At 62.6% G+C, this 25,572-nt stretch carries 23 protein-coding genes; 18 read left to right on the plus strand and 5 right to left on the minus strand.

The features are described 5' to 3' along the window. The first annotated feature begins 357 nt into the window (after positions 1-357). Positions 358-1,304, plus strand: a protein-coding gene (locus tag VGR99_RS26885) for an IS630 family transposase (protein WP_326902821.1) whose coding sequence is annotated in 2 segments (ribosomal slippage) — positions 358-694 and positions 694-1,304 — 948 coding nt in all. Because the reading frame shifts where the segments join, the coding sequence is not laid out codon by codon here. Positions 1,305-1,858: 554 nt separating this feature from the next. Here the strand turns inward: VGR99_RS26885 and VGR99_RS26890 are convergent. Next, on the minus strand, positions 1,859-2,341 hold the full coding sequence (locus VGR99_RS26890) for a helix-turn-helix domain-containing protein (RefSeq protein ID WP_326902823.1): 483 nt from the start codon (positions 2,339-2,341) through the stop codon (positions 1,859-1,861). A 207-nt stretch (positions 2,342-2,548) separates the two neighbouring features. Here VGR99_RS26890 and VGR99_RS26895 point away from each other — a divergent pair, with 207 nt between their 5' ends. The 11 genes from VGR99_RS26895 (at position 2,549) to VGR99_RS26945 (ending at position 14,291) form a co-directional block, all read left to right on the plus strand. Further along, positions 2,549-3,187 carry a 2-hydroxychromene-2-carboxylate isomerase gene (locus VGR99_RS26895; RefSeq protein WP_326902824.1) on the plus strand — a complete coding sequence of 213 codons (639 nt, stop codon included), beginning with the start codon at positions 2,549-2,551 and terminating at the stop codon, positions 3,185-3,187. Between the two features lie 55 nt (positions 3,188-3,242). Further along, on the plus strand, positions 3,243-4,796 hold the full coding sequence (locus tag VGR99_RS26900) for a class I adenylate-forming enzyme family protein (RefSeq protein WP_414645182.1): 1,554 nt from the start codon (positions 3,243-3,245) through the stop codon (positions 4,794-4,796). Between the two features lie 45 nt (positions 4,797-4,841). Further along, a complete protein-coding gene (locus VGR99_RS26905) occupies positions 4,842-5,579 on the plus strand; it encodes an SDR family oxidoreductase (protein WP_326902827.1) in 738 nt (245 codons plus the stop codon). A gap of 12 nt (positions 5,580-5,591) precedes the next feature. Beyond that, positions 5,592-6,773 carry an acyl-CoA dehydrogenase family protein gene (locus VGR99_RS26910; protein ID WP_326902828.1) on the plus strand — a complete coding sequence of 394 codons (1,182 nt, stop codon included), beginning with the start codon at positions 5,592-5,594 and terminating at the stop codon, positions 6,771-6,773. Positions 6,774-6,798: 25 nt separating this feature from the next. Beyond that, positions 6,799-7,929 (plus strand): acyl-CoA dehydrogenase family protein, encoded by a 1,131-nt coding sequence (locus VGR99_RS26915; RefSeq protein WP_326902829.1) that lies wholly within the window; start codon positions 6,799-6,801, stop codon positions 7,927-7,929. A 13-nt stretch (positions 7,930-7,942) separates the two neighbouring features. Next, on the plus strand, positions 7,943-9,130 hold the full coding sequence (locus VGR99_RS26920; protein ID WP_326902830.1) for an acetyl-CoA C-acyltransferase: 1,188 nt from the start codon (positions 7,943-7,945) through the stop codon (positions 9,128-9,130). 19 nt (positions 9,131-9,149) lie between these two features. Further along, complete coding sequence (locus VGR99_RS26925) at positions 9,150-10,160, plus strand: nitronate monooxygenase family protein (protein ID WP_326902831.1); 1,011 nt, start codon at positions 9,150-9,152, stop codon at positions 10,158-10,160. A gap of 99 nt (positions 10,161-10,259) precedes the next feature. Beyond that, positions 10,260-11,420 carry an iron-containing alcohol dehydrogenase gene (locus tag VGR99_RS26930; protein WP_326902832.1) on the plus strand — a complete coding sequence of 387 codons (1,161 nt, stop codon included), beginning with the start codon at positions 10,260-10,262 and terminating at the stop codon, positions 11,418-11,420. A 74-nt stretch (positions 11,421-11,494) separates the two neighbouring features. Further along, the gene (locus VGR99_RS26935; protein ID WP_326902833.1) at positions 11,495-12,694 is read left to right on the plus strand and encodes an ABC transporter substrate-binding protein; all 1,200 of its coding nucleotides are present in this window, start codon (positions 11,495-11,497) and stop codon (positions 12,692-12,694) included. A gap of 55 nt (positions 12,695-12,749) precedes the next feature. Further along, positions 12,750-13,556: a glutathione S-transferase family protein gene (locus VGR99_RS26940; RefSeq protein ID WP_326902834.1), complete on the plus strand. Its 807-nt coding sequence runs from the start codon at positions 12,750-12,752 to the stop codon at positions 13,554-13,556. A gap of 33 nt (positions 13,557-13,589) precedes the next feature. Further along, positions 13,590-14,291 (plus strand): SDR family NAD(P)-dependent oxidoreductase, encoded by a 702-nt coding sequence (locus VGR99_RS26945; RefSeq protein ID WP_326902836.1) that lies wholly within the window; start codon positions 13,590-13,592, stop codon positions 14,289-14,291. Between the two features lie 156 nt (positions 14,292-14,447). On the opposite strand, the gene VGR99_RS26950 is transcribed toward VGR99_RS26945, so the two are convergent. Genes VGR99_RS26950 through VGR99_RS26965 form a run of 4 tightly spaced genes read right to left on the minus strand, consistent with a single transcriptional unit; the run spans position 14,448 to position 20,052 of the window. Then, positions 14,448-16,253, minus strand: a complete 1,806-nt coding sequence (locus VGR99_RS26950; RefSeq protein ID WP_326902837.1) for an ABC transporter permease subunit — start codon at positions 16,251-16,253, stop codon at positions 14,448-14,450. A 42-nt stretch (positions 16,254-16,295) separates the two neighbouring features. Continuing rightward, positions 16,296-17,657 carry an LLM class flavin-dependent oxidoreductase gene (locus tag VGR99_RS26955; RefSeq protein WP_326902838.1) on the minus strand — a complete coding sequence of 454 codons (1,362 nt, stop codon included), beginning with the start codon at positions 17,655-17,657 and terminating at the stop codon, positions 16,296-16,298. A gap of 34 nt (positions 17,658-17,691) precedes the next feature. Continuing rightward, entirely contained in the window at positions 17,692-18,771 is a 1,080-nt protein-coding gene (locus VGR99_RS26960) for an ABC transporter substrate-binding protein (RefSeq protein WP_326902839.1), read from the minus strand. Between the two features lie 60 nt (positions 18,772-18,831). Then, entirely contained in the window at positions 18,832-20,052 is a 1,221-nt protein-coding gene (locus tag VGR99_RS26965) for an ABC transporter ATP-binding protein (protein WP_326902840.1), read from the minus strand. A gap of 277 nt (positions 20,053-20,329) precedes the next feature. Between VGR99_RS26965 and VGR99_RS26970 the strand changes: the two genes are divergently transcribed. The 6 genes from VGR99_RS26970 (at position 20,330) to VGR99_RS26995 (ending at position 25,411) form a co-directional block, all read left to right on the plus strand. Beyond that, entirely contained in the window at positions 20,330-21,076 is a 747-nt protein-coding gene (locus VGR99_RS26970) for a class II aldolase and adducin N-terminal domain-containing protein (protein WP_326902841.1), read from the plus strand. A gap of 67 nt (positions 21,077-21,143) precedes the next feature. Next, complete coding sequence (locus VGR99_RS26975) at positions 21,144-22,658, plus strand: 4-hydroxyphenylacetate 3-hydroxylase family protein (RefSeq protein ID WP_326902843.1); 1,515 nt, start codon at positions 21,144-21,146, stop codon at positions 22,656-22,658. Between the two features lie 74 nt (positions 22,659-22,732). After that, the gene (locus VGR99_RS26980; protein WP_326902845.1) at positions 22,733-23,212 is read left to right on the plus strand and encodes a flavin reductase family protein; all 480 of its coding nucleotides are present in this window, start codon (positions 22,733-22,735) and stop codon (positions 23,210-23,212) included. 30 nt (positions 23,213-23,242) lie between these two features. Beyond that, positions 23,243-23,662: a RidA family protein gene (locus tag VGR99_RS26985; protein ID WP_326902846.1), complete on the plus strand. Its 420-nt coding sequence runs from the start codon at positions 23,243-23,245 to the stop codon at positions 23,660-23,662. A 7-nt stretch (positions 23,663-23,669) separates the two neighbouring features. Then, positions 23,670-24,350 (plus strand): DUF1028 domain-containing protein, encoded by a 681-nt coding sequence (locus VGR99_RS26990; protein ID WP_326902847.1) that lies wholly within the window; start codon positions 23,670-23,672, stop codon positions 24,348-24,350. Positions 24,351-24,415: 65 nt separating this feature from the next. Further along, entirely contained in the window at positions 24,416-25,411 is a 996-nt protein-coding gene (locus tag VGR99_RS26995) for a LysR family transcriptional regulator (protein ID WP_326902849.1), read from the plus strand. Positions 25,412-25,572 lie beyond the last annotated feature (161 nt).

Below are 25,572 nucleotides of genomic sequence, written 5' to 3' on the forward strand. Positions count from 1 at the left end.
ATCGGCAACTGCGCTGACAGTGCGCTCGATTCATGAGCCTTCGAACCCGCGAAACGGCCGGACTCGTTGAGTGCACTGTCACGGTATTCCCGACTTCAGACATGCGTGGATCCGAGTGCGGGTCACGCAACGGTGAGCCTACCGATTTGCCGTTCGCGCAGCCGTGATTTTCCACTGCGTGTCTTTTCTCGAACGCGTACCTACCTGATCCTTGTCCAAGAAAAAGTTCGAGGGAAACGCTTTCAACAGAGCAGCTGATTCCAGCTAGAGCATTTTCCGGTCTGATTGAATCGAGAGGGATTCCCAAGGCGACGTATATCTGATTCAAGCTTGGTGCTGGATCGGAGGCCGGCATGGATGGCGAAGGCGCTTTCGATTGATCTTCGAGACCGTGTGATTGCCGCGGTGGCCGACGGGATGTCGCGACGTCAGGCGGCGGAACGTTTTGGAGTAAGCGCCGCGAGCGCGATCCGCTGGTGCGCTCTTGAGCGTGATGTCGGTGATGCCAGGCCGAAGCGGCAAGGCGGCGATCGACGCTCGGGACGGATCGAGGCCCATGCCGCGCTGATCCTGGGCATTGTCGAGCAGACGAAAGACATCACAATCGCCGAGGTTCAAGCGAAGCTGGCCGAGCAAGGACTTTCCTTCGGCATCGGGACGCTCTGGCGCTTCTTCGACCGCCACCGGATCACGCTCAAAAAAAGTCGGCGCATGCCTCCGAGCAGGAGCGCCCGGATGTGGTGAAGCGGCGGCAGGACTGGTTCGACGGCCGGCCTGATCTCGATCCGGAGCGCCTTGTTTTTATCGATAAGACCTGGGCTTCGACGAACATGGCGCGCCGACGGGGACGCGCTCCGAAGGGTGAAAGGCTGCTCGCCGCGATCCCCCATGGGCACTGGAAGACGACGACCTTCGTCGCGGGCCTGCGTCTGTCAGGCATGATGGCGCCCATGGTGCTCGACGGGCCGATCAATCGCGATGCGTTCCAAGCCTATATCGACCAAGTGCTGGTGCCGGAGCTCAAGCCCGGGGACATCGTCATCATGGATAACCTCTCAAGCCACAAGGGCTCGCAGGTTCGCGAGGCGATCGAGACGGCGGGCGCAAAACTGCTCTACCTCCCGCCCTACAGCCCAGACTTCAATCCCATCGAAAACGCCTTCGCCAAACTCAAGGCACTTCTGCGCAAAGCCGCCGCACGCTCAGTCGACGGCCTCTGGAACGCTATCGGGCGCATCGTCGATCTCTTCACTCCGAACGAATGCGTCAACTACTTCAAAGCCGCAGGTTACGAGCCAGGCTGATTGGAAAATGCTCTAGCGCGAATGCTCCGCACGAAAACAACAGCCGTTCGGAGTACGACTATGATTGGATTCAGGACTTCCATCATTGCCGCGATCATGTCGATTGGCGCGATAAGCCCTGCAAGTGCCCAGTGCCCGACATGGGCGACTCAAAATCCAGCTTCGTTTCAGGCGCAATATCCCGATAGGGACGTGCTGAACGACTGCGAGTTGACGCCAGCAGGCAGAATGGGCCTCCAGCTCCCTGGCGGGGCGGCTCCCTGGTTCGGGCCCAACAGGGCTTATGGGGCAGTGCCTGGCGTTGCTCAACACCACAGCTTACAGCGCCGATCGCGGTGAGTATCTGAAGATGAGCCCGAATGATCGGATTGCGGCCCGTCGATCGCGATATCGGGATGTTCGAGGCCGCCGCGATCAAATGCGCTTCCAAGCCATGGGAAGGCCGCCGATTTTGCAGGTCGTTCGCCGACCCAGCGGAGAGGCGATAAGTTGCCTTCGTGAGCCAAGGCGTGGTGAGTCTGGCGGTGTCGCGTCTGCGAAGAATGAACTCGCGACTATGGAGCGCTCCCACCGGCGCGTGCAGGCTTCCGCGCGCCGGGGCCTGGATGAACATGTACCGCCTTTGCCGCCAGCGGCTCGCCACACTCCGAGCAGACCATGACGGGATCGAACATCTTGTGGCAGCTCTTGTGTTCGTGCAGCATCGGTCGTCCGCGCGAGTCGACCATGTGGACGTTGCCCCAGTGCACGATCGACATGATGATCGGATAGAGGTCGAGACCCTTCTGCGTCAGGATATATTCGTAGCGCTTGGGTGCGTCCTGATAGGGAGCTTTGCGAAGCACGCCGAAGCGGACGAGCTTCTTCAGCCGGTCGGCAAGCAGATGTCTGGTCACGCCGAGCGATGACTGAAACTCGTCAAATCTGCGGACCCGAAGAAAACATTCGCGCAAGATGAGCAGGCTCCAGCGGTCACCGATGACCGCCACCGTGCGGGCGAGCGAGCACGGCTCCTCTTCGAGAGCATCCCATTTCATCAACGTCTCCAACGAATCTGCGGCACTTTCAAAAATAAATTCTAAATTAGAACTCACTACATTTCAATAGGATGAGGTGTTTTCCGGCAGCCGCGCTTCGTTTGAATGATGACTGTCATATTGACAGTTCTAAAATAGAACCCTAACACTCGCACCACGATCAATCAGGCGGCGAACAATCGCGGCCATCGAAGGGAAGGGCGTTCCATGGCTGCTCCGCTCAAGGTCGAGTTCCACTTCGATTTCGGCAGCCCCAACGCTTACCTGGCCGAGCTTGCGCTGCCCGCCATCGAGCGGCGAACCGGGGTCAAGTTCGATTACGTGCCGGTGCTGCTCGGCGGCGTCTACAAGGCGACCGGCAACTTGTCGCCCGCGGAGTCGCTGCGCGGGATCAAGAACAAGCCGGAATACAATGCGCTCGAGACCGAGCGTTTCCTGCGCCGTCACGGCATCGCGGCATTCAAGATGAACCCGTTCTTCCCGGTGAACACGCTCGCGCTGATGCGCGGTGCCGTTGCGGCTGAATTCGAGGGGTTGTTCGAGCCCTACTTTCGCGCGGCGTATCATCACATGTGGGTGGAACCCAAGAAGATGGACGACACCCAGGTCTTTCGCGAAGCGTTCCTGTCATCGGGGCTGGATATCGATCGCATCGCGGCCCGGGCTCAGCAGGACGACGTCAAGAAAAAGCTGATCGAGGATACCAGCAACGCAGTGGCGCGCGGCACGTTTGGCTCTCCCACCTTCTTCGTCGGCAACGAGATCTACTTCGGCAAGGACAGCCTGCGCGACGTCGAGGACGAAATCCTCACGCAATTGGGCTCGGAGCGGCGCAAGAGCGCCTGATCGCGCGGACGCATCTGGAACGAAACCGAGCCCGCAAAGGGCCTTTCAACGGGAGGTGTCATTGGCAAACTGGCAGCAGGCTGCAGCCGAGATTACGAGTGCATTGCCGCAACGCATCCACGAGGTGATGGATCCCTTTGTCGCCTCCACGCCCGACCGGACGGCACTGATCGAAGACAATGCAGTCCTGACTTATCGCCAACTTGACCAGGCGCTTGGCGCGACCGCGGAGGCGCTCCGGGGGCTCGGCATTCGTGCCGGCGATCGCATGATGATCGTCAGCGAGAACTCGATTTCGCTTGCCTGCCTGCTGTTTGCCGCAAGCCGCCTCGACGCATGGGCCATTGTCGCGAACCCGCGGCTGTCGCCGCGCGAGCTCGATCAGATCAGGGATCACAGCGGCGCCCGGCGCATGTTCTTTACGGCAAAGGTCTCCGAAGAGGCGGCCGCGCATGCGACGCGTTACGACGCGCCGCTTCAGGATGTCGGGCCGCTCCACGGCATCGGAGTGTCTCCCCTGAATCAGGGCACGCAGGCCGAGCCGGTCGAGGCGGACGGCGCACGGCAAGTTGCGGTGCTCATCTACACGTCCGGTACGACCGGTACCCCGAAGGGCGTCATGCTCACGCATCGCAACCTGCTGTTTTCGGCAAGGACCACGGCCAATCTGCGGAGCATGACGGCGGATGACGTTCAGTATTGCGTGCTGCCGATCTCGCATATCGTCGGCATCTCGCTGTTGACGATGACGCTGATGGTCGGTGGCATCACCCGGCTGGTCACCAAATACAACCCGGCAGCGTTGGCCAAGGCACTGGCCGAGGAAGGCGTCACGCTGCTGAACGGCGTGCCCGCCACCTATCAGCGCCTGTTGGAATACAAGCAGATGGCGGGCTTGCCGAAGCTGGAGCGCGGCGCGCTGCGCCTGATGAGCGTCGCCGGCGCCCCGCTCGACCTCGAGCTCAAGGCCCGCGTCGAGAAGGAGCTCGGTCTTCCGCTCGGCAACGCCTTTGGCATCACCGAATGTTCGCCCGGAATTTCCGGCGTGCGGCCCGAAGCGCCGCGCAACGACAATTCGGTCGGCGTCTTGGTGCCGGGTATCGAGGCCCGGATCGTGGCGCGTGACGGCACCATCGTGACAAATGGCGACATCGGCGAACTGCATGTCCGCGGACCGAACGTGATGCGCGGCTATTATCGCGCGCCGGACCTCACCGCGAAAGCGATCGACCCTGAAGGGTGGTTCAACACCGGCGACCTTGCGCGCTTTGAGGGCGATGCGATGTTCATCGTTGGGCGTACCAAGGAGATGATCATTCGCTCAGGCTTCAACGTCTATCCGGCGGAGATCGAGGCGGTACTGAGCACCCATCCTGACGTGGTGCAATGCGCAGTGGTCGGGCGGACGGTCCCGGGCAACGAGGAGATCGTGGCCTTCGTCCAGCTCCTCAAGGGCTCGTCGACCACCGCGCAGGACGTGATGGCTCATGTCGCGCCGGAGCTCACCTCCTACAAGCGGCCGTCCGAGATTATCCTGATGGACGCGCTGCCGGCCACGTCGACGGGCAAGTTGCTGAAGCACAAGCTGGCGGAATCGCTGCGCAACTGAAGCGGGCGAGATCGCCCCAACATTTCACGAAGCTGGAGAAGTCACATGCAGAAGAGAAACCGGACCGTTGCGGTGATTGGCGCCGGCGACTTCATTGGCGGCGAGATCGCGAAGAAATTCGCCTCCGAAGGCTTCACGGTGTTCGCCGGCCGCCGCAATGGCGACAAGCTTGCACCACTCGTTAGGGATATCGAGGCTGCCGGCGGCGAGATCCACGCCCGTTCGCTCGATGCGCGCAAAGAGGAAGAGATCGTCTCCTTCCTGAGTGACGCCGACAAGCACGCGCCGCTCGAGGTCTGCATCTTCAACATCGGTGCCAACGTCAACTTCCCGATCCTCGAGACCACCGAGCGTGTGTTCCGGAAGGTCTGGGAAATGGCCTGTTATTCCGGCTTTCTCGCCGGTCGCGAGGCCGCCCGGCTCATGACGGCGCGCGGAGGTGGCAACATTTTCTTCACCGGTGCGACCGCAAGCTTGCGCGGTGGCTCCGGCTATGCCGCCTTCGCCAGCGCGAAGTTCGGCCTGCGGGCCGTCGCCCAGGCGATGGCGCGCGAGCTCGGCCCGAAGAACATCCATGTCGCCCACCTCATCATCGATTCCGGGGTCGATACCGAATGGGTGCGCCAGCGCCGGCTCGAAGCGCTCGGCCCCGATGCACTCGATAATCCGGACCTGCTGATGCCGCCGGCGTCGGTGGCGACGTCCTATTGGCAGCTCTACCAGCAACCCAAGAGCGCCTGGACATTCGAGCTCGAGATCCGTCCCTTCGGCGAAAAGTGGTAGGGAGCGCGTCCCATGGAGCTCGCGCTATCCCCGGAAGACGCAACGTTTCGCGACGAAGTCCGCGCCTTCATCAAGGACAACTATCCGGCCGAAATGCGCGTCCCTAATCCGGAGACCGACCTTTCCAAGGAGCAGATGCTGCTGTGGCATCGCATCCTCAACAAGAAGGGCTGGATCGCGCCGCTCTGGCCCAAGGAATATGGCGGGCCCGGCTGGTCCATCACCCGCCGCTTCATCTTCGAGCAGGAGACCACGCGCGCCGGCACGATGCCGCCACTGGCGTTCAGTGTCACCATGGTCGGCCCGGTTATCTATACGTTCGGGAACGAGGCCCAGAAGCAGAAGTTTTTGCCGCGGATTCTCTCGGGCGAGGACTGGTGGTGCCAGGGCTATTCGGAGCCGGGATCGGGCTCGGACCTCGCCACCGTGCGCACCAAGGCGGTGCGCGACAGAGACTATTACATCGTCAACGGTCACAAGACCTGGACGACGCTCGCGCAGCACGCCGACTGGATCTTCTGCCTGGTGCGGACCGATCCGGCCGCAAAGCCGCAATCCGGGATTTCGTTCCTGCTGATCGACATGAAGTCGCCGGGCGTCACCGTGCGGCCGATCATCACCATCGACGGTTCGCATGAGGTCAATGACGTCTTCCTCGAAAACGTCCGCGTGCCCGTCGAAAACCTGATCGGCGAGGAGAACAAGGGCTGGACCTACGCCAAGTTCCTGCTCGGCAATGAGCGCACCAGCATGGCGGGCATCGGCCGCTCGACACGCTACGTCGCGAAGCTGAAAGCGATTGTCGAGGCGGAGATCCCGCAAGACGATCCGGCCCACCTCGAATTCATCAAGGACATCGCCCGCGTCGAGCTCGACGTGCTGGCACTGGAGGCAACCGAGCTGCGCGTCGTCGCGCAAATGGCCCGTGGCATCGATCCGGGGCCGGCGGCCTCGCTGTTCAAGATCCGCGGCACCGAGATCTTCCAGGACATCACCGAGCTGACCCACCGTGCGATCGGCAACTACGGGCTCGCTATCCGCGAGCATCCGGTGAGCGCCAATCACTTCATGCCGGGACCGGATTACGGTCACACCGCATCGGAGAAGTACCTCAACGCGCGCAAGCTCTCCATCTACGGCGGATCCAACGAGATACAGCGCAACATCATCGCCAAGGCCGTGCTCGGTCTCTAGCGAACAGCGGCACCGGAGGAAGCAAATGGATATCCAGTTCACGGAAGAGCAGGAGCTACTCCGGTCCAGCGTCCAGCGCCTGCTGCGCGACCAGTATGGTTTTGATGCGCGCCGCAAGATCGTTACGAGCGAAGAAGGGTACAGCCGCAGCCAATGGCAGGTCTTCGCCGAGCTGGGCCTACTGGCGGCGCCATTCTCCGAGGACGCAGGCGGTCTCGGCGGGAGTTCGTTGTCGACCATGATCATCATGCAGGAATTCGGCCGTCATCTCGTGGTCGAGCCTTTCGTCGAGACCGTGGTGCTCGCGGGCGGCCTGCTCGAGCGCGTCGGGTCCGCGGAACAGAAGCAGGGCTCCATTCCGGACATCATCGCCGGCAACAAGATCTGGGCGCTGGCCTGGACCGAGAAGAGCTCGCGCTTCGATCTCGCCAACGTCACCGCCACGGCGCGGCGCGAGGGTAAGGGCTATGTGCTGACCGGCGCAAAGTCAGCGGTCGTCGCCGCGCCCTGGGCGGACTATCTGATCGTTTCGGCACGCACCTCCGGTCAGCCGCGCGATCGCAGCGGTGTCAGCCTCTTTGTCGTCGACCGCCACGCCGCCAACCTGGATCTGCAGAGCTTCAAGACGATCGACGGTCGCCGTGCAGCCGAGATCAGCCTGCGCGGCGTTACCGGCCAATTGCTGGGTGAGGAGGGCGAGGCGGTGACCGCGCTGGAAGCCTGCCGCGACCGTGCCATTGGTGCGCTCTCTGCCGAGGCGGTCGGTGCGATGGCCGAGCTGAATGCCGCGACGCTCGACTATTCCAAGACCCGCAAACAGTTCGGCACGACGATCGGCTCGTTCCAGGTGCTGCAGCACCGGATGGTCGATATGTTCATCGCCCATCAGGAGGCGCTCTCGTTGATGCAGCACCTCACGCTCAGCCTGGATGCAGACGAGGCCGGTGTCTCGCGGCTCGCGTCGGGCGCCAAGTCCAAGATCGGCTACGCGGGCAAGTTCATCGCCGACCAGGCCGTGCAGCTGCATGGCGGCATGGGCATGACCGACGAGTTGAACGTCGGGCATTATTTCAAGCGGATTTCCTCCATCAACATCCAGTTCGGCGATCCCGCCTTCCATCTATTGCGCTACGCGCAGCTCGATGCGGCGGCCTAGAAGAGAGGCAGACATGACGACTGAAGCAGTCATCGTATCCACCGCGCGCACCGGCGTCGGCAAGGCTTATCGCGGCGCGCTAAACAACACCGATGGTCCGACGCTGGCCGGCCATGTGATGGCCGAGGCGGTGAAGCGTGCAGGGATCGCGCCTGGTGAGGTCGAGGATGTGGTGATGGGCTGCGCCATGCAGCAGGGCACCATGGTGATGAACGTCGCCCGCAAAGGTGCGATCCGCGCCGGTTTTCCGGTCACGGTTGCCGGTACCACGATCGACCGGCAGTGCGCCTCCGGTCTCCAGGCGATCGCGGTCGCCGCGCGCTCGGTCATGCTCGACGGAGTCGAGATCGCGATCGGCGGCGGCATCGAGTCGATCAGCCTGGTGCAGAATGATCACATGAACAAGTTCCATGCCGTCGACCAGGATCTCATGGCGATGAAGCCGGAGATGTATATGTCGATGCTGGAGACTGCCGAAGTGGTCGCCGACCGCTACAAGATCGGCCGCGACCAGCAGGACGAATATAGCCTCGAATGCCAGCGCCGTGTCGGCGCGGCCTTGCAGGGCGGCCGCTTCAACGACGAGATCGTGCCGATCACGACCAAAATGGCGGTGGTCGACAAGGACACCAAGCAGGTCAGCTATCAGCAGGTCACGTTGAGCCGGGACGAAGGCCCACGGCCGGATACCACGGCTGAGGGCCTCGCCAAGATCAAGCCGGTGTTCGAAGGCAAGACCATCAGCGCCGGAAATGCCAGTCAGCTCTCCGATGGCGCTTCGGCCTGCGTGATCATGAGCGACAAGATCGCCGCACAGAGAGGCCTGAAGCCGCTCGGCATCTTCCGCGGCTTTGTGGCTGCCGGCGTCGAGCCCGACGAGATGGGCGTCGGCCCGGTCGCGGCGATCCCTCGGCTGCTCAAGCGCCACACTCTCAAGATCGATGACATTGATCTCTGGGAGCTCAACGAAGCCTACGCGGTTCAGGTGATCTATTGCCGCGACAAGCTCGGCATCGATCCCAACAAGCTGAACGTCAACGGCGGCTCGATCGCGATCGGTCATCCCTACGGCATGACCGGCTCGCGGCTGACTGGCCACCTCCTGATCGAGGGCCGGCGGCGCAAGGCGAAGTACGGCGTGGTGACCATGTGCATCGGCGGCGGCATGGGTGCGGCCGGCCTGTTCGAAATCGTTCACTGATCGGAAACGGAGCTTTCACGTGAAGACAGCAATTACCGAACTGTTCGGCATCCAGCACCCGATCATCCAGGGCGGCATGCATTATGTCGGCTTTGCCGAGATGGCGGCGGCGGTGTCCAATGCCGGCGGCCTCGGCATCATCACCGGCCTGACACAGAAAACACCGGAGCTCCTCGCCAGGGAGATATCGCGTTGCCGCGACATGACAGATAAGCCGTTCGGTGTGAATCTCACCTTCCTGCCAACGCTGTCGGCGCCGCCCTATCCGGAATACATCGCCGCGATTCGTGAAGGCGGCATCAAGGCGGTCGAGACCGCGGGCCGCAGCCCGGAAGCTTATATGCCGGCGCTGAAGGCGGCCGGCATCAAGGTGATCCACAAATGTACCTCGGTGCGGCATTCGCTGAAGGCCGAGAAGATCGGCTGCGACGCCGTGAGCGTGGATGGCTTCGAGTGTGGCGGTCATCCCGGTGAGGACGACATCCCCAACATGATCCTGCTGCCACGGGCGGCAGACGAGCTGAAGATTCCGTTCGTGGCCTCCGGTGGCATGGCGGATGCGCGAAGCCTCGTAGCGGCGCTGTCGATGGGCGCGGCCGGCATGAACATGGGCACGCGCTTCGTGGCCACCAAGGAAGCTCCGGTCCATGACAACGTGAAGCAGGCGCTGGTCAAGGCGACCGAGCTCGACACGGTTCTGGTGATGCGCGCGCTGCGCAACACCGAGCGCGTGCTCAGGAACAAGGGCGTCGACGACCTGCTCGAGATCGAGCGCGAGAAGGGCGCAAGCCTGAAGATCGACGACATCCTTGACCAGGTGGCCGGCGTTTATCCGAAGGTGATGGTCGATGGCCAGATGGATGCCGGTGCATGGAGCTGCGGCATGGTGGTCGGGCTGATCCGCGACATCCCGACGGTCAAGGAGCTGATCGATCGCATCATGGCGGAGGCAGAGGCGATCATCCGCCAGCGCTTGACGGGCTTCCTGGACGGAACGGTCGACACGCATCGGGCGCGCGCCGTCGCCTGACTGAGGGCGAGATACGAGTACGTCAGGAACGGGATGGCTGACGGCGTCGCGATGCTGACGCCTCGGCGGTGTGGAGAGAAGAACTCAGGGAGGAAGAGCATGCCCGTCGTCGGTAGCCATCAATATCCCACCATGGAGTCCGTAATCTACGGCAAATCGGCGGCCGAGGCGCTGCGGGAGGAGGCTGAACGGCTGGGCGCCAAGCGTGTCTATCTGATCGCGAGCCGCACCCTCAACGCCACGACCGACGAGATCGAGAAGATCCGGTGGGCGCTCGGTGAGCGCCATGCCGCAACCTTTGACGGCGTGCCCCAGCACACGACCCGGGACGTGGTGACGCAGATCGCCCGGCAGGCCAGGGATGCCCAGGCCGACCTGGTCGTTGCGATTGGCGGCGGCTCGGTGGTCGATGCGGCAAAGATCGTACTGATGTGCATGGAGCACGAGATTTTCGAGCCGATCGGGCTCGATGGCTTCGAGACCACGCCAGATCGCCGCTTCGGGCCATTCCGAACGCCGAAGGTGCGGATGATAGCGATCCCCAGCACGCTCTCCGGCGGCGAATACAATTCCGGTGCGTTGGTCACCGACACCCGCCGCAAGCTGAAGCAGATTTTCAATCACCCGATGATGATGCCGCGGAGCATTATCCTCGACCCGGCGATTACGAAATATACGCCCGAGAAGCTCTGGCTGGGATCCGGTACGCGCGCGATGGACCATGGCATCGAGGCGATTTGTTCCAGCCGTCCCAATGTGCTCGTCGACGCCGTGTGTCAGCAGGGATTGCGCTATCTGTCCGACGGGCTCCGGCGCACCAAGGACAATCCGAACGATGAGGCGGCGCGGCTGAGCTGTCAGCTAGGCTCCTGGATGTCCGCCTTCGGACTACAGTCTCGCGTTCCGATGGGGGCCAGCCATGCCATCGGCCATGTCCTTGGTGGGACCTGCGAGGTGCCGCACTATTTCTGCACGGCGGTGATGATGCCTAGCGTGCTGCGCTACAATCTGCCGGCGACGGAAGTGGCGCAGAAATCGGTTGCCGCCGCGCTCGGCGCACCTGGCCGCGATGCCGGCGAGGCCTTTGCGGCCTTCATCGCGGAGCTAGGCCTACCGCGGCGGCTCGCCGACGTCGGCGTGGCCGAGGATCGTTTCGAGCTGATCGGTAAGAACGCCATGCTGTCGATCTTCACGCGGGCCAATCCGCAGCCGATCCGCGAGCCCGGCGACATCGTGAAGATACTCAAGCTCGCCGCCTGACGCGGCCGCCGAATTTCTGTCACGCCTTGCCACAGGCGAGGCGGTTGCAAAACAAATAATGGAGGGAATCTGCGATGTCCTGGGGCATGCGACTGGCTTGCGCACTCGTGATTGCGACGTCTACGCCCTGCTGGGCGGGTGATACGCCCGGCGTCACACCGACGAAGATCAAGATCGGAGGCATATTTCCGTTGAGCGGACCGGCGTCCTCGATCGGTCAGGTCGGGCAGGGCGTGCAGGCCTATGTACAATCGATCAACGATCGCGGCGGCATCCATGGTCGCAAGATCGAATACGTCATGCTCGACGATGCCTACAGTCCGCCCAAGGCTTTCGAGCACGCCCGAAGGCTAGTGGAAAGCGACGAGGTCGCTTTCATGTTCAGCCAGCTCGGCACCGCGGGCAACTCCGCGGTGGCCAAATATCTCGCTGCGAAGCGCGTGCCGACCATCGCGATCGTTACCGGTGCGAGCAAGTTTTCCAACGTGAAGGACTATCCGCTGACGACCACTGGTCTCGTCAGCTATGACACCGAAGGCAAGATCTACGCGAAATATTTGACGCGGGCGCTGCCCGCGGCGAAGTACGCAATCCTTTACCAGAATGACGATCTCGGTCGCGACTATGTCAACGCGTTCAAGGCGGTGCTTGGCGCCGATTTCGACAAGCGTGTGGTCACTGCCAGCTATGAGGTCACGGAGCCAACGGTCGACTCTCAGGTCGTATCGCTCAAGAGTTCCGGCGCGCAGGCGCTGTTCATCGCGGGCACGCCGAAATTCGCGGCGCAGGCGATCCGCCGCGCGGCCGAGACCGGGTGGAAAGCCACGGTCTTAATCAACTTCCCCTCGTCGTCGGTCGCTGGCACGCTGAGGCCAGCAGGCCTTGAGAATTCGGTCGGCGTCATCGTTGGGACCCCGAACAAGGATCCGGGCGACCAGAAATGGACGGACGACGAGGCGCTCAAAGCCTATCGCTCCTTCTTCGAGCAATATCTGGCCGGCTCCGACATCACCAACACCAGCTATCTGACCGGATACCAGCAGGGCATGGTGCTCGAACAGATCCTCAAGCAATGCGGCAACGATCTGTCGCGTGAGAACATCATCAAGCAGGCAAAGTCGCTGAAGAACGTTGATCTCCCGACGGCTCTGCCTGGCATCAAGATCAATACCAGCGAGAGCAACAACATGATCTGGACGCAGCTTCAGCTTCAGCGCTGGAACGGTTCCCGCTGGGAGCAATTCGGCGACATTCTCGACGCAAGCTCGGAGTAGTGGACCTGTTCCGACGCATATCCCGCGGGGCGAAGTTCATCAGGAGAAATCCACGATGGCCGATTTGCGCATCTTCTCATATCTGCCGAACCCACGCGTATGGAAGGCGACCATAGCTGCGCGGTTCTGTGGCTTAGATGTTGAGGTGAGAGGGGCGCCCGCCAAGGAGCTGAGAGGCTGGCTGTGGGATTATGATGCTCGCCCTCTCGCTGAGGAGGAGCGCCAATCCCTGTCATCCCTCGCACGAACGGGGCGGGTCGGGCTGACAGGTGCGCAGCTCTTCAAGACCGATGCCTTTCTCGCCGCGCAGCCGTTCGGCAACGTACCGGCCGCGTTCGGGCCCGGCGGAGAGGTCGGGATCTTCGAATCCAACAGCATCATGCGTGCGGTGGCGCGCCTGGGCCAGGCGAGGTACCAGCTCTACGGAAGGGACGCTTACGAAGCATCCAGGATCGACGGTTTTCTCGATGTCAGTCTGGTCTTTGCGAGGGACGCGCAGATCTACCTCCTGGCGCTGTCGGCTGGTACGGTCGACGCGGCCATTCACGCCCGCGCCAAGGAGGCGTTCGCGATCTATCTATCCGGGATCGAACAGGCCTTGTCGCCGCGGCCGACGACGTTGGTCGGGAATGGAGTTACACTGGCCGACATCTGCTTCGCCGCCGAGCTTGCGCTGTTCATGAACGAGCATGCGCGGGTCGAACAGTTGACCAGGCTGGGCCTCGACAAGATCCTGCACAGCGGTGTTCGGAGTGAATACCCTCTCGCGTTTGCTCATTTCGACCGTCTCGTCGCGCATGAGCACTTCCGTCCTGATCTCGGGCCGTATGTCGAGAAGTTGCTGTCCAGGACTGCGGCGTGAAGGCCGCCGGTTGCAAGAGGGAGGTCTGACCGCATGAGTGCACCAGTTTGCCTGATCTCAGGCGTGGGCCCCGGTACGGGTTCGGCCCTTGCCAGGAAGTTTGCGGAAGGTGGCTATCGCGTGGCGCTGCTCGCGCGGAACGAGGAGCGACTTGCCGCGCTCGAAGCGCAATTGCCGGGCGCAGAGGGATTTCGCTGCGACGTCTCGGATCCCGCGCAGGTCGATGCGGTGTCATCCGCTGTGGAGCGCGATCTCGGGCATCCCACCGTCGTCATCCACAACGCCGTCGGCGGCGCTTTCGGCACCTTTCGGGAGATCGACCCGGCGATCCTCAACCGCAATTTTCAGATCAATACGATGGGCTTGCTGTACCTGGCCCGGCGATTTGCCCCGGCGATGATAGCAGCCGGTGCGGGCGCCATCATTGCGACCGGCAACACCTCGGCGCTACGCGGCAAGGCAGGCTTTGCCGGCTTCGCACCCACAAAGGCGGCGCAGAGGATCTTGGCGGAGTCCATGGCCCGCGATCTCGGACCGCAGGGAATCCACGTTGCCTATGTCGTGATTGATGCGGTGATCGATCTCGAATGGACTCGAAAGCGGTGGCCGGAGCGGCCGGACGACTTCTTCATCAAGCCTCAAGCGATCGCGAGCGAGATCTGGCACGTCGCCCACCAGGATCGCAGTGCCTGGTCGTTCAACGTTGAAATTCGGCCCTTCGGCGAGAACTGGTAGCGAACGCACAAGGCGACGACGCCTCGATCATGCCGGAGATCCCACGCGCAAACACCGATTTGACAACGGTTACCATCGCCGAACGCTTGGCGGATCGGCTGAAGGGTATGGAATAAAAGGCATTGGGCACCCCGCGCCAGCTTTGAAGTTCGCGCCTCAGGAATGCCGGGTGCCGGCGGGGCCGGACGAGCGCGAACGGCGCGTCTGAAGGACCTCGATGATCGCAAACATGACGATCACGACAATGAGGACGACGACGGATGCTGCGGCGATGACGGGGCTGACCTGAAGCAGGATTCCATCCCACATCTGCTTCGGCAGAGTCGTCTTGATGCCTCCGCCGACGAACAGCGCGACCGTCAGTTCCTCGAATGATTGCAGGAAGCCGGTGACGAAGCCGACGGCGAGGCCGCCGGCCACCAGCGGCAAAGTGATGCGCCAGAAGGTGCGCAGCCGTCCGGCGCCGAGCGTCGAAGCCGCCGCATCGAGCTTCCAGTCATAGCCCTTGAAGGTCGCCAGCATGACCATGAACACCACGGGCATGGCGATAACCGTGTGACCGATGGTGATGCCAATGTTGCTTGCGACCAGCCCCATTCGCGCGAACAGATAGAACAGCGCGATTGCGATCACGATCGACGGGACCATCATCGGCGAAAGGCAGAGCAGAAACGCGATGCCGCCAAGCCGGCTGCGCGTTCTTGCAACGCCATACGCCGCCATCGACGCGATCAGCAGCGTGATGGCGGCAGTCGCGAACCCGATGCCGAATGAACGGGTCATCGCGCCGAGCCAGAGCGGGGAAGCGAAGAACTGCTCGAACCAGCGGGCACTCCAACTGGGCGGCGGAAACGACAGGAAGGTCGAGCCGGTGAGGGCCATCGGGACAAAGGCGATGATCGGCGCCAGCAGCAAGGCGATCATGATCCAGGCATAGATCGAGAGCAGGACGCCCCCGCGCAGGCCGCGGATATTGCGTTTCCAGACCTCCTCGATCGCGCCGCAGATCAGTCCGGCTGTGTTCACGATGGCAAGCCCGATGCCGCGCACCGCGCCGTTCGCTTTCGTCGGCCGCCCATTCCCCGTGGTCACCGCCGACAGGTCGAAGATCCGATCATAGATGAAGCAGATCGTCATGGTGGAGACCAGGAGGATCGCGGCGAGCGCGCTGCCGAGCTGCCAGTTCTGCAACTCGTTGATCTGCAGGATAATAAGCTGTCCGATCATGGTCTCCCTGGCGCCGCCGACAAGCGCCGGCGTGATGAAGAAGCCGAGCGAGGCCACTAGAACGAGGAGGCCGGCCGACGCGACGCCGCGTATCGAAGGTTGGAAGAACACTTGCCAGAAGGTGCGCGCGCCGTTGGCGCCGAGCGTCGATGCCGCCATCGTCAGGCGGCGGTCGATCTGGTTCATGACCGGCAGCATCGTGATGACCGCGAGCGGCAGCAGCGTGTGCACCATGGCGAAGATGACGGTGCTGCGTCCGAACAGCAGTTGATCGCCGCCCTTCAGACCGATCGCGGCCATGGTCTTCGCCACGATCCCGTTGCGCCCGAGCAGCACCAGCCATGAGAAATTCTTGATCAGCGCGCTGGTCCAGAACGGCAGCAATACGAACAGGGCGGCGATGCGTTGCTGGTGGGCCGGCTTTTGCGATAGCCAATAGGCGAGGGGATAGCCGAGCAGGAGGCAGAACAGCGTGGTCCAGAGCGCGACCTGGAATGTCGTCGACAGCACGGTCAGATAGGGGCCGCCGCTCCAGATCCGCAGGAACGGAGCGAAAGTCAGTGCCCCCGTGATCTTGTCCATCACGCTCACGGACAACATCTGCGCGGTCGGCCAGACCAGGAACAAGGCCAGGAAGCCGAGGCCAGGCAGCGCCAGCCACAGCGGATCGAGCTTGAGCTTGCGGGCCTTTGTTCGCGGATGCTCGGCAATCCCGAGAGACGTTATTTCGGCCATCACTCAGTGCCCTCGTTCGATCCGTCGCCGCGCGGTCCTGGTCTATGCACGCTTGGCCAGCGGCGCCGTCGCCAATGAGGCGTGGCGGTTCTCCGGGCGTGCCAAGCCAAGGTGCTCGCGGAGGGTTCGTCCTTCATAGTCGTGGCGGAACCGTCCGCGCCGCTGCAGCTCCGGCACCACTTTCTCGACGAAGTCGGTCATCGTGCTCGGCAGCGCCACGAACGAGATCATGAACCCGTCGCAGGCGCCTGCCTCGATCCAGGCTTCCATGTGATCGGCGACCTGGGTCGCAGTACCGCAGAACGTTGCCTTGGCGCGATTGAACCGGCGCGCGATCTCGCGCAGCGTCAGGCCCTGCCGGATCAAGCCGGCGATCTCGTCGAAATAGGCCTTGTGGAGGTTGGATGTCGCGGGGATCCGACTGACCGGCACCGGCTCGTCGAGCGGCAGATCCGACAGGTCAGTCTCGAGATCCTGTCCGAGGCGCAGGATGCCGACATCGGGATGGACGAGATCCTGCCAGCGATCGAGCTTGTCGCGGGCTTCCTGCTCGGTATTGCCGATCACGACCGAGATGCCCGAGGCGATCTTCAGATCGTCAGGCCGACGGCCGAACTTGGCCATCCGCGTCTTGAGATCGGTGTAGAAGGCCTTGGCGGCATCGAGATTGCCGCTCGACCCGAACACCACTTCGGCATGCTCGGCCGCGAAGTCCCGGCCGGTGTCGGATGCGCCGGCCTGGATGATGACCGGGCGCCCCTGCGGCGAGCGCTCGATGTTGAGCGCACCATGCACGGTGAAGTACTTGCCCTTGTGATCGACCAGATGCTGTTTCTCGGGCAGGAAGCTCTGGCACGTCTCCTTGTCGTAGACGAAGGCGCCGTCTTCCCAGGTGTCCCAGAGTGCTTCGACGACTTCGAGGAACTCCTTCGCCTTGGTGTAGCGGTCGGCATGCGGGGGCAGTCGTTCAAGACCGAAATTGCGTGCCGCATAATCGTTGGCCGACGTCACCACGTTCCAGGCGGCGCGGCCATGCGAGATGTGATCCAGCGAGGAGAATAGCCTGGCAACATTATAGGGTTCGTAGAAGCTGGTTGATGCGGTCGCTCCGAGGCCGATGCGGGTCGTCGCCCCCGCAATGGCTGACAGCAACGTGATCGGCTCCAGGACGTTCATGAACAGCGGCGACCGGCTCCAGGCTCTCAAATTCTCGGTGCGCGCCGCCGGCGTGTCCGCGATGAAGAAGAAATCGAACTTGCCGCGTTCGGCGAGTTGCGCCATTTCGCGATAGTAGTCGATGTCGGTCGAGGCGTGCGGTCGCGCCTCGTCCATCAACCAGGATGCCGCGTGTGATCCGTTGGCGTGCACCAACGCACCGATCACCATCTGCTTCTTCTTGCTCATGACCTTCCCTCGATGTTTCTTGCCGCCGCAGAGATTATTTCTTGCCGCCCATCAGCAGCCATTCCTGGAAGCGCTCGGAGACCGCCGCATAGTTCTTGCCCCAATAGGCATAGTCGCGCACGGTGAGGCCGGAGAGATTTTCAGGTAGCGTCGGAAGCACCTTGGCGCGTTCAGGCGTGATGAACTTGTAGGCCTTGAGGTTGCTCGGACCATTGGCGACGATGCTGGAATAGGCGGCCTGGCGCTCGGGCTGCATGGAGAATTTCACGAATTCGCGGGCCTGCTTCAGCTTCGTCGTACCTTTCGGAATCGACCAGCCGTCGATCGAGTAGAGGCCTTTCCAGACGATGTTGACCGGGGCGCCGGAATCGATCGCGGCAAAGGCGCGTGCCGACCAGGTGTCGGCCATATCGACTTCGCCGTTCTGCAGGATCTGGGTGTTCTGCGCGCCTGCGGTCCACCACACCGCGACCTCGGAGCGAATCTTGTCCATCATCTTGAAGGCGCGGTCGACATCGAGGGGGTAGAGATTCTTCGGGTCGACGCCATCGGCGAGCAGCGCCGATTCCAGCACGCCCTTGGGATTGCGGTACAGTCCGCGGCGCCCCGGAAACTTGGTCGTGTTCCAGAAGTCGGCCCAGCCCGTCGGGGCCTCCTTCTTGTAAACATCCGTGCGGTAAGCCATCACGATGCCGTAGGCCGAGAAGCCGAACCAGTTCGGCATCAGAGCGCCCGAAATCAGCTCGTCATCCGGCCCCTTGGTGATCTCGAGTGGCTCGAGATAGTTCTTCTCCTGGGTCAGCCGCAGCACGTCGTCGGGGGTCACCATGCAGACGTCCCAGAGCTTGCTGCCGGTGTCGACGATGACCTTGAACTGCGTGACCGGGTCGGATTCGTGGGCAACTCCTTCGACACGGATACCGGTGGCCTTCTCGAACGGATCATAGAAGGCTGCGCGCAGCGCGGCGCCTGGCGCGCCGCCGACGTCGGCGACCGTGATCTGCTCGGCTGCGCTGGCCCGTCCGGACCAGACCGAGGGCAGTGCGACGCCGGTGGCGGCTACGCTTGCGGCTTTCAGAAGCTTTCGTCGTGAGATGCGCGTGGTGGCCGACATTGCTGTTCTCTCCGTGATGCACTGACCGATGTCGAAACGACGTAGTGTGATGGCGTGGCGTCATGCGCCCGATGGTGGTGGACTGCTTTCGAGGACCCGGGCCTGGTTGCGCTCCCACCGGATGAAGACGTTCTCGTCGATGTCGACCGCCGGCAGGCCTGCCGCACGACGCACGGTGATCGCGGTCCCGCTCGCGAGCCGGACCAGAAGCCGCGTCTCCGACCCCGCATAGATGCTTTCCTGAACGCGGCCGTTCAGCAACGCTTCATCGTCACGGCAAAGAACGAGCTTTTCCGGACGCACCACCAGCGCAGCCGGTTGGCCGAGTGGCATATCGCAGCCTTCGGGCAGCGGCAGGACACCATCGCGTGTCTCAAGGCACCCGTTGGCGGCAATGCTGCCATGAATCAGGTTGGATGCGCCGATGAAATCGGCGACGAACGTGTTGGCCGGCCGTTCGTAGATGTCCTGGGGTGTGCCGAGTTGCTCGATCCGGCCCTCGTTCATCAGACAAATGCGATCGGCCAATGCGAGGGCCTCTTCCTGATCGTGCGTCACGAAGATGATGGTTGCGCCGGTCTCGCGGTGCAGCCGCTTGATCTCGATCCGCATGTCCTCCCTGAGCTTCTTGTCGAGCGCGGACAGCGACTCATCCATCAGGATCAGCGACGGCCGATAGACGAAACAGCGCGCCAGCGCGACGCGCTGCTGCTGGCCGCCGGACAGTTCGCGCGGAAAGCGGTGGGCGAAGTCCGACAACCCGACCATCGCGAGCGTGGCTTCCGCCCGGCTCCTGATTTCGACCGCGGGAACGCGCCGCATTTGCAGCGGGAACGCAACGTTTTCGCGGACAGTGAGGTGAGGGAACAGCGCGTAGTTCTGAAACACCACGCCGATGTCGCGTTTGTCCGCGGAATTGTCGGTCTCGTCGCGGCCATCGATGATCAGCTGGCCGCCCGAGGGCTCGACCAGACCGCAGATGATCTGGAGGAGCGTCGTCTTGCCGGACCCGGACGGACCGAGAACCGCGAGGAGCTCCCCGGCGACAACCTTCAGCTCGATCGGACCGAGCACGGTCGTGTCGCCGTAGGCCTTCGAGATACCACGAACATGCAATTTGACCGTCGATGCGGCCGGGCCATTCGGCATCGATGCAGAAGTCTGGTCCGATGGGCCGAGCCTGGAGGCCGTGTCCTGTGCGTCGCGCGACGATCGCCACAGCATACGAAACACGTCGTTACGGCGGCTTCGAAGGGGTGGAGCGGCGCGGATCGCGTCCATTACAGATCCTGTCAGGTCAACTCGGAACAAAGTAAGCCGTCGGGATCCGCAACGTGTAAATTACGAAAACCGGGTCCTTTGCTTAGACGACGCCTAATCGATCCGGCTGCGGAATTATTGGGCGAACAGTGATCAACCATTGATCTTTTCGCCTTCGGCGTTGGCGATCGACCGCTATAGCTTTCCGGTAATCAGCGGCGACGATTTTCTTATTTTACCCCTGCAACGGAATCCATAAGTCTCCCCGGCCTGACCTTGTGTCTCGGAGGAACCATAGATGACGAATTCCGCCACCTCGCCGGAAGAGCAGCAGCTTCGTGTTGATCTCGCTGCCGCTTTCCGGAGCATCGCGAGGTTGGGCATGCACGAGGCCGTCGCCAACCATTTCAGTGCCGCGATCTCCGCTGACGGACGTCGGTTCCTGATGAATCCAAAGTGGCGGCACTTTTCGCGCATCAAGGCCAGCGATCTCGTTCTGTTCGACCTGGATGACGAGCAAGGCGTCGAGGGACGGCCGGACGTCGATCCGACGGCTTGGGCCATCCATGGCCAGATGCACCGGCAACTGCCCCAGGCGCGCGTCGTGATGCACCTCCATCCGCCTTTCGCGACCACGATCGCATCGCTGATGGATCCCCAGATCAAGCCGATCGATCAGAATACGGCGCGCTATTTCAATCGCCTTGCCATCGACGACCGCTATGGCGGCATGGCCGACAGCGAGCAGGAAGGCGCGCGCCTTGCCGCGCTGCTTGGCAACAAGTCGCGGTTGATGATGGGAAACCATGGTGTGCTCGTGATCGCCAATACGGTCGGCGAAGCCTTTGATGACATCTATACGCTGGAGCGGGCCTGCCAAATCCTGGTCCAGGCTTACGCGACGGGGCAGCCGTTGAAGGTGCTGCCCGACGCTGTCGCCGAGAGCACCGCGCAGGATTGGGAGCAGATCACGGATTTCTCGATCGCGCATTTCGAAGAGATGAAGTGCATCCTGGATGCTGAGGATCCGTCCTACGCGCATTGATGGTTGCCGGCGTGCGGTGTTCCGGCGGGTCCCGGAATGCCGCTGAGAGATCGAGACAGGAGCGAACATGATACGCACGGGCGAAGAGTACAAAGCCTCCATTCGCGACGGTCGCGCGATCTATATGAACGGCGAGAAGATCAAGGATGTCACCATCCATCCAGCGTTCAAGCCGCTGGTCGATCTCAGGGCGCGGATCTACGACCTCCAGCATGCCCCCGCGACGCAGCATTTGATGACGTACCGTGAGGACGGCGAGGTCCACGCAATCAACAACAAATTGCCGCTCAGTCAGCAGGATTGGTGGGACAAGCGACGTGCGACGGATACGGTTCTCGAGGATGCCGGCGGCGTCATTACACGCGTTGGCGACGAAACCGTCGGCGAAATGTGGTCGCTGTTCGACGGGCAGGACGTGCTCAACGACGTCGATCCGCAGTTCTCCAAGAACATCCGCAACCACATCTTCAAGGTACTGCATACCGATCCGTTCCATGTCTCGGCCAACACAGATCCGAAGGGTGATCGCTCGAAGGCGCCGCAGGACCAGGATCCCGACATGCTGCTGCATGTCGTCAGGGAGACCGATGCCGGCATCGTGGTGCGGGGCGCCAAATACGAGACGGCCGCGGCCTACGCCAATCAGGCCTTCACCAAGCCGACCATCGCAAATTGGGGTGATGCCGCCTATTCCGATTATGCGGTGGGCTTCATCTGCGATCTCAATTCGCCAGGCCTGAAATTCATCTGTCGCACTGGTTTTGCGGGCCGGGCGCCGGCTGAGGACTATCCGTTGTCGAACCGGTTCGATGAGGTCGATACGCTGGTGATCTTCGACGACGTTGTGATCCCGTGGGACAACGTCCTGTTCTATCGGCACACCAAGGCGGCGGCCTATATCCGGGCCACGCTGCATCGCTACTCGGCGTTTGCGTTCGTGCAGCGGAATCTGAAATTGGCCGACATGCTGATCGGGGCGGCGCTGTTCAACGTTCGCCAGACCGGGCTCGAGAAGCAGCAAGCGGTGCAGGAGAAGCTTTCCAGGCTCGCGATTTATCGCGAGGGGATCAACGCGCATCTGACGGCCGCGATCGCGCTGCCTGAGCGCAGCCCGGGTGGCCTCATGATGCCCAACCAGTCGCTGCTCTACACCGGGCGCGTGCTGGCATGCTCGCAGCTGCATGAGATGATGCACATCGCGCGCGAGCTGTGCGGAGGCCAAGTCTGCGTGACGCCGGACAAGGCAGCGTTCGACGATGCCGAGACCGGGCCGTGGCTGGAGAAGTTCTACACCGTCAACGAGAATTGGATCGCCGATGACCGACGCCGGCTGCTATCCTTCGCGCGCGACCTGCTCAACTCGGACTATGCCGGCCATCGCCTGACGTTCCAGCTGTTTGCGCAGTCGGCGCCGTTCGCGCACCTTGCCGCGGTCTATCGAAATTTCGATTGGGACGGTCCACTCGATTTCGTGCGCAGGTCTGCGGGATTGTCGGAGAGGGTCATGAAAGAGAAGGGCGGTCAGATGGGGGACCGTGCCGTCAACCAATGGTTTGGGCAGATCCGCGATGCGGCCGAATAGCGAGAGGGCATGACATGTCAGCCATAAGCGTGCAATCGACGGCAATGGACATTCGGACGCAATTCCTCCACGGCATGAGTCGGGCCGCATTCTGCGTCAACGTCGTGACGACGGATGGGCCGGCGGGCCGCGCCGGCGTCACGGTCTCGGCAATGTCGTCGGTCTCCGCCGACGGCAGCACTCCGACGGTCCTGGTCTGCATCCACCATCAAAGCAAGACGGCGGCCGCGATTGTCGACAATGGCGTGTTCTGCATCAATATCCTGCGCGATGACCAGGCCGATATCGCCGATCATTTTGGCGGCCGCAGCAAGTTCGGCGGAGACGACAAATTTGCGCCGGTGAGTTGGCTGCCAACCGAGACCGGGGCGCCGCGTCTCGCGGAGTCCGTGGTGGCGTTCGATTGCCGCGTGATCTCATCCCAGCGCGTCGGCACGCACCACATCTTCGTCGGCGCGGTCGGCGCGGTGACGGTGGGCTCGGGGCAGGCGCTGATCTATGCTGATCGCGTCTATGGCCGGGCCCATCCCATCGCGACCTCGCGGGCGCAATAACGACCTTCTTCACGACATCAGGATCAGTCGATGACTCACAAACGTATCCGCCAGTTCAACACCAAGGACACATATCCCGAGCAAAAACTCGATAATGATCTGTGTCAGGTCGTGGTTGCCAAGGGCAGCATGGTGTTCGTGCGTGGCCAGGTCGGCCAGGATCTCGACACCGCCGTCAATGTCGCGATCGGCGATGCCGCCGGCCAGACCGAGCAAGCGATGACGAACGTCAAGACGTTGCTGGCGGAAGCGGGCGCAGAGCTCGGAGACATCTGCAAGATCACGATCTACATCACCGATCCCCGCTATCGCGAGGCCGTCTACCGCAAGATCGGAGAGTGCCTCAAGGGCGTCTTCCCGGTCTCGACCGGGATCGTGGTGTCGGCGCTGGCGCGGCCGGAATGGCTGGTCGAGGTCGATGTGACGGCCGTCATCCCCGACGGCAGGTGAGGCCCGCATGACCTTCTCCCTGACAGCCCGTTGTCCGGACACCGGGATGTTCGGCATGGTGATCTCGTCCTCGTCTCCGGCCGTGGCGGCACGTTGCGTCCATCTCCGTGCCAAGGCCGGCGCGGTCGCGAGCCAGAACATCACGGACCCGGCGCTGGGGCAGATCGGTCTCGATCTGCTGGCGCGTGGCCTGAGTGCCGCCGAGGTCTGCGACGCGCTGGTCGCATCGACACCATTCATCGCCTACCGGCAGCTTGTCGTCGTCGACGCGCGGGGACGCGCCACGTCGTACTCGGGCAGCAACACGCTCGGTATTCATGGCACCCATGATGGCGAGGGCGCGATCGCCGCGGGCAACATGCTCGCCAATGCCGAGGTGCCGGTGGTCATGGTTTCGGCTTATCGGGGCAGTATCGGCAAGCCGTTTGTCGAGCGGCTGCTGTCGGCGCTGGAGGCCGGGCTCGCCCAGGGGGGAGAGGCCGGACCGGTTCATTCGGCGGGCCTCTGCGTGGTGCGCGACGTATCCTGGCCAATCGTGGACCTCCGGGTCGATTGGAGCGACAGTCCGATCGAGGACCTTCGGAAGCTCTGGGGGGTCTACCAGCCCCAGGTCGACGCCTATATCGACCGGGCAAGAAATCCGTCGGTGGCGCCTGGTTTCGGCGTTGCCGGCGACGACAGGGCCTGATCGGGCCCGCGTCCATGCTATAAGTCGGCTTCGTGCAGTCCGATGCAGGGGTCGAACAGAAGCTGATGAGATATACGCTACGCCAGATCGAATATTTCATCGCGACAGCGGAGACCGGGAGCATCACTCTGGCGTCGGAGCGGGTGAACATCTCGCAGCCCTCGATCTCGACGGCGATCGCGCATCTGGAAGAGGAACTCGGGACACAGCTGTTCGTGCGCCGGCACGCGCAAGGGTTGTCGCTGACGTCGGCGGGACGCGTCCTTCTCGTGGAGGCGAAGCGGCTGATCGAGCAGGCCGAGCAGGTCTATTCGGTCGCTTCCGAGGTAGGAGAGCGCATCCGGGGGCAATTGTCTCTGGGCAGCCTGGTCACGCTGGCGCCGATGGTCATGCCGGAGCTGTCGCACTCGTTCACGTCCACCTATCCGGAATCACGCATCATCCAGACGGTCGCCGATCACGAGCAGTTGCTGGAGCGCCTGCTGCGCGCAGAGCTCGATGTCGCCATCACATATGACCTCCTGATCCCCGACGAGTTCGAATTTCTGCCGCTGGCGAGCCTGCCGCCGCATGTCGTGGTCAGTGAAGCCGGCCCGCTGGCACGCCACTCCGCCGTCAGCTTGCAGGAGCTTGCGCGAGAGCCGCTGATTCTGCTGGATCTGCCGATCAGCCGCGAATACTTCCTCAGCATGTTCATGAAGGAAGGTCTCGAGCCGAACATCGTATCGCGTTCCACGCACCAGGACGTGATACGGACCATGGTCGCCAACGGCTATGGCTATACGCTGGCGAACGTTCGGCCGCGTTGCGAGATTGCGCTGGACGGGCGGCGTGTGTCGCGGGTTCGACTCTCCGGCGATCACAGGCCGATGGTTATCGGCGTGCTGACCCTCGCGCAGGGACGGAAATCCCGGCTGGTCGACATGTTCGAGCAGCATTGCCGCCGTTTCGTCTCCGACGCCTATATCCCGGGGATGGTCGCGCCCGTCATGGAACGCCGGACCTTCCGCGGACTGGTGGAGGGCGAGGAGAGCCGGCCCGACAAAGGCTCACCGGATTGAGCAACTCACGTCGCGTTGCCAAACGTCCCGTAGCGCATATCGAAATCCGTCGAACTCCATAGGATTTTTCGATTTTCGTCCAAGTCATCCTGCTGGCTACTGTTCGTGTGGCCGTGCGCGTCTTGACTGGTATGCGTCCTGCATCGCCAGCGGCCGAGGCG

Source organism: Bradyrhizobium sp., from assembly GCF_035935975.1.
In the GTDB taxonomy this organism is placed as follows: Bacteria; Pseudomonadota; Alphaproteobacteria; order Rhizobiales; family Xanthobacteraceae; genus Bradyrhizobium.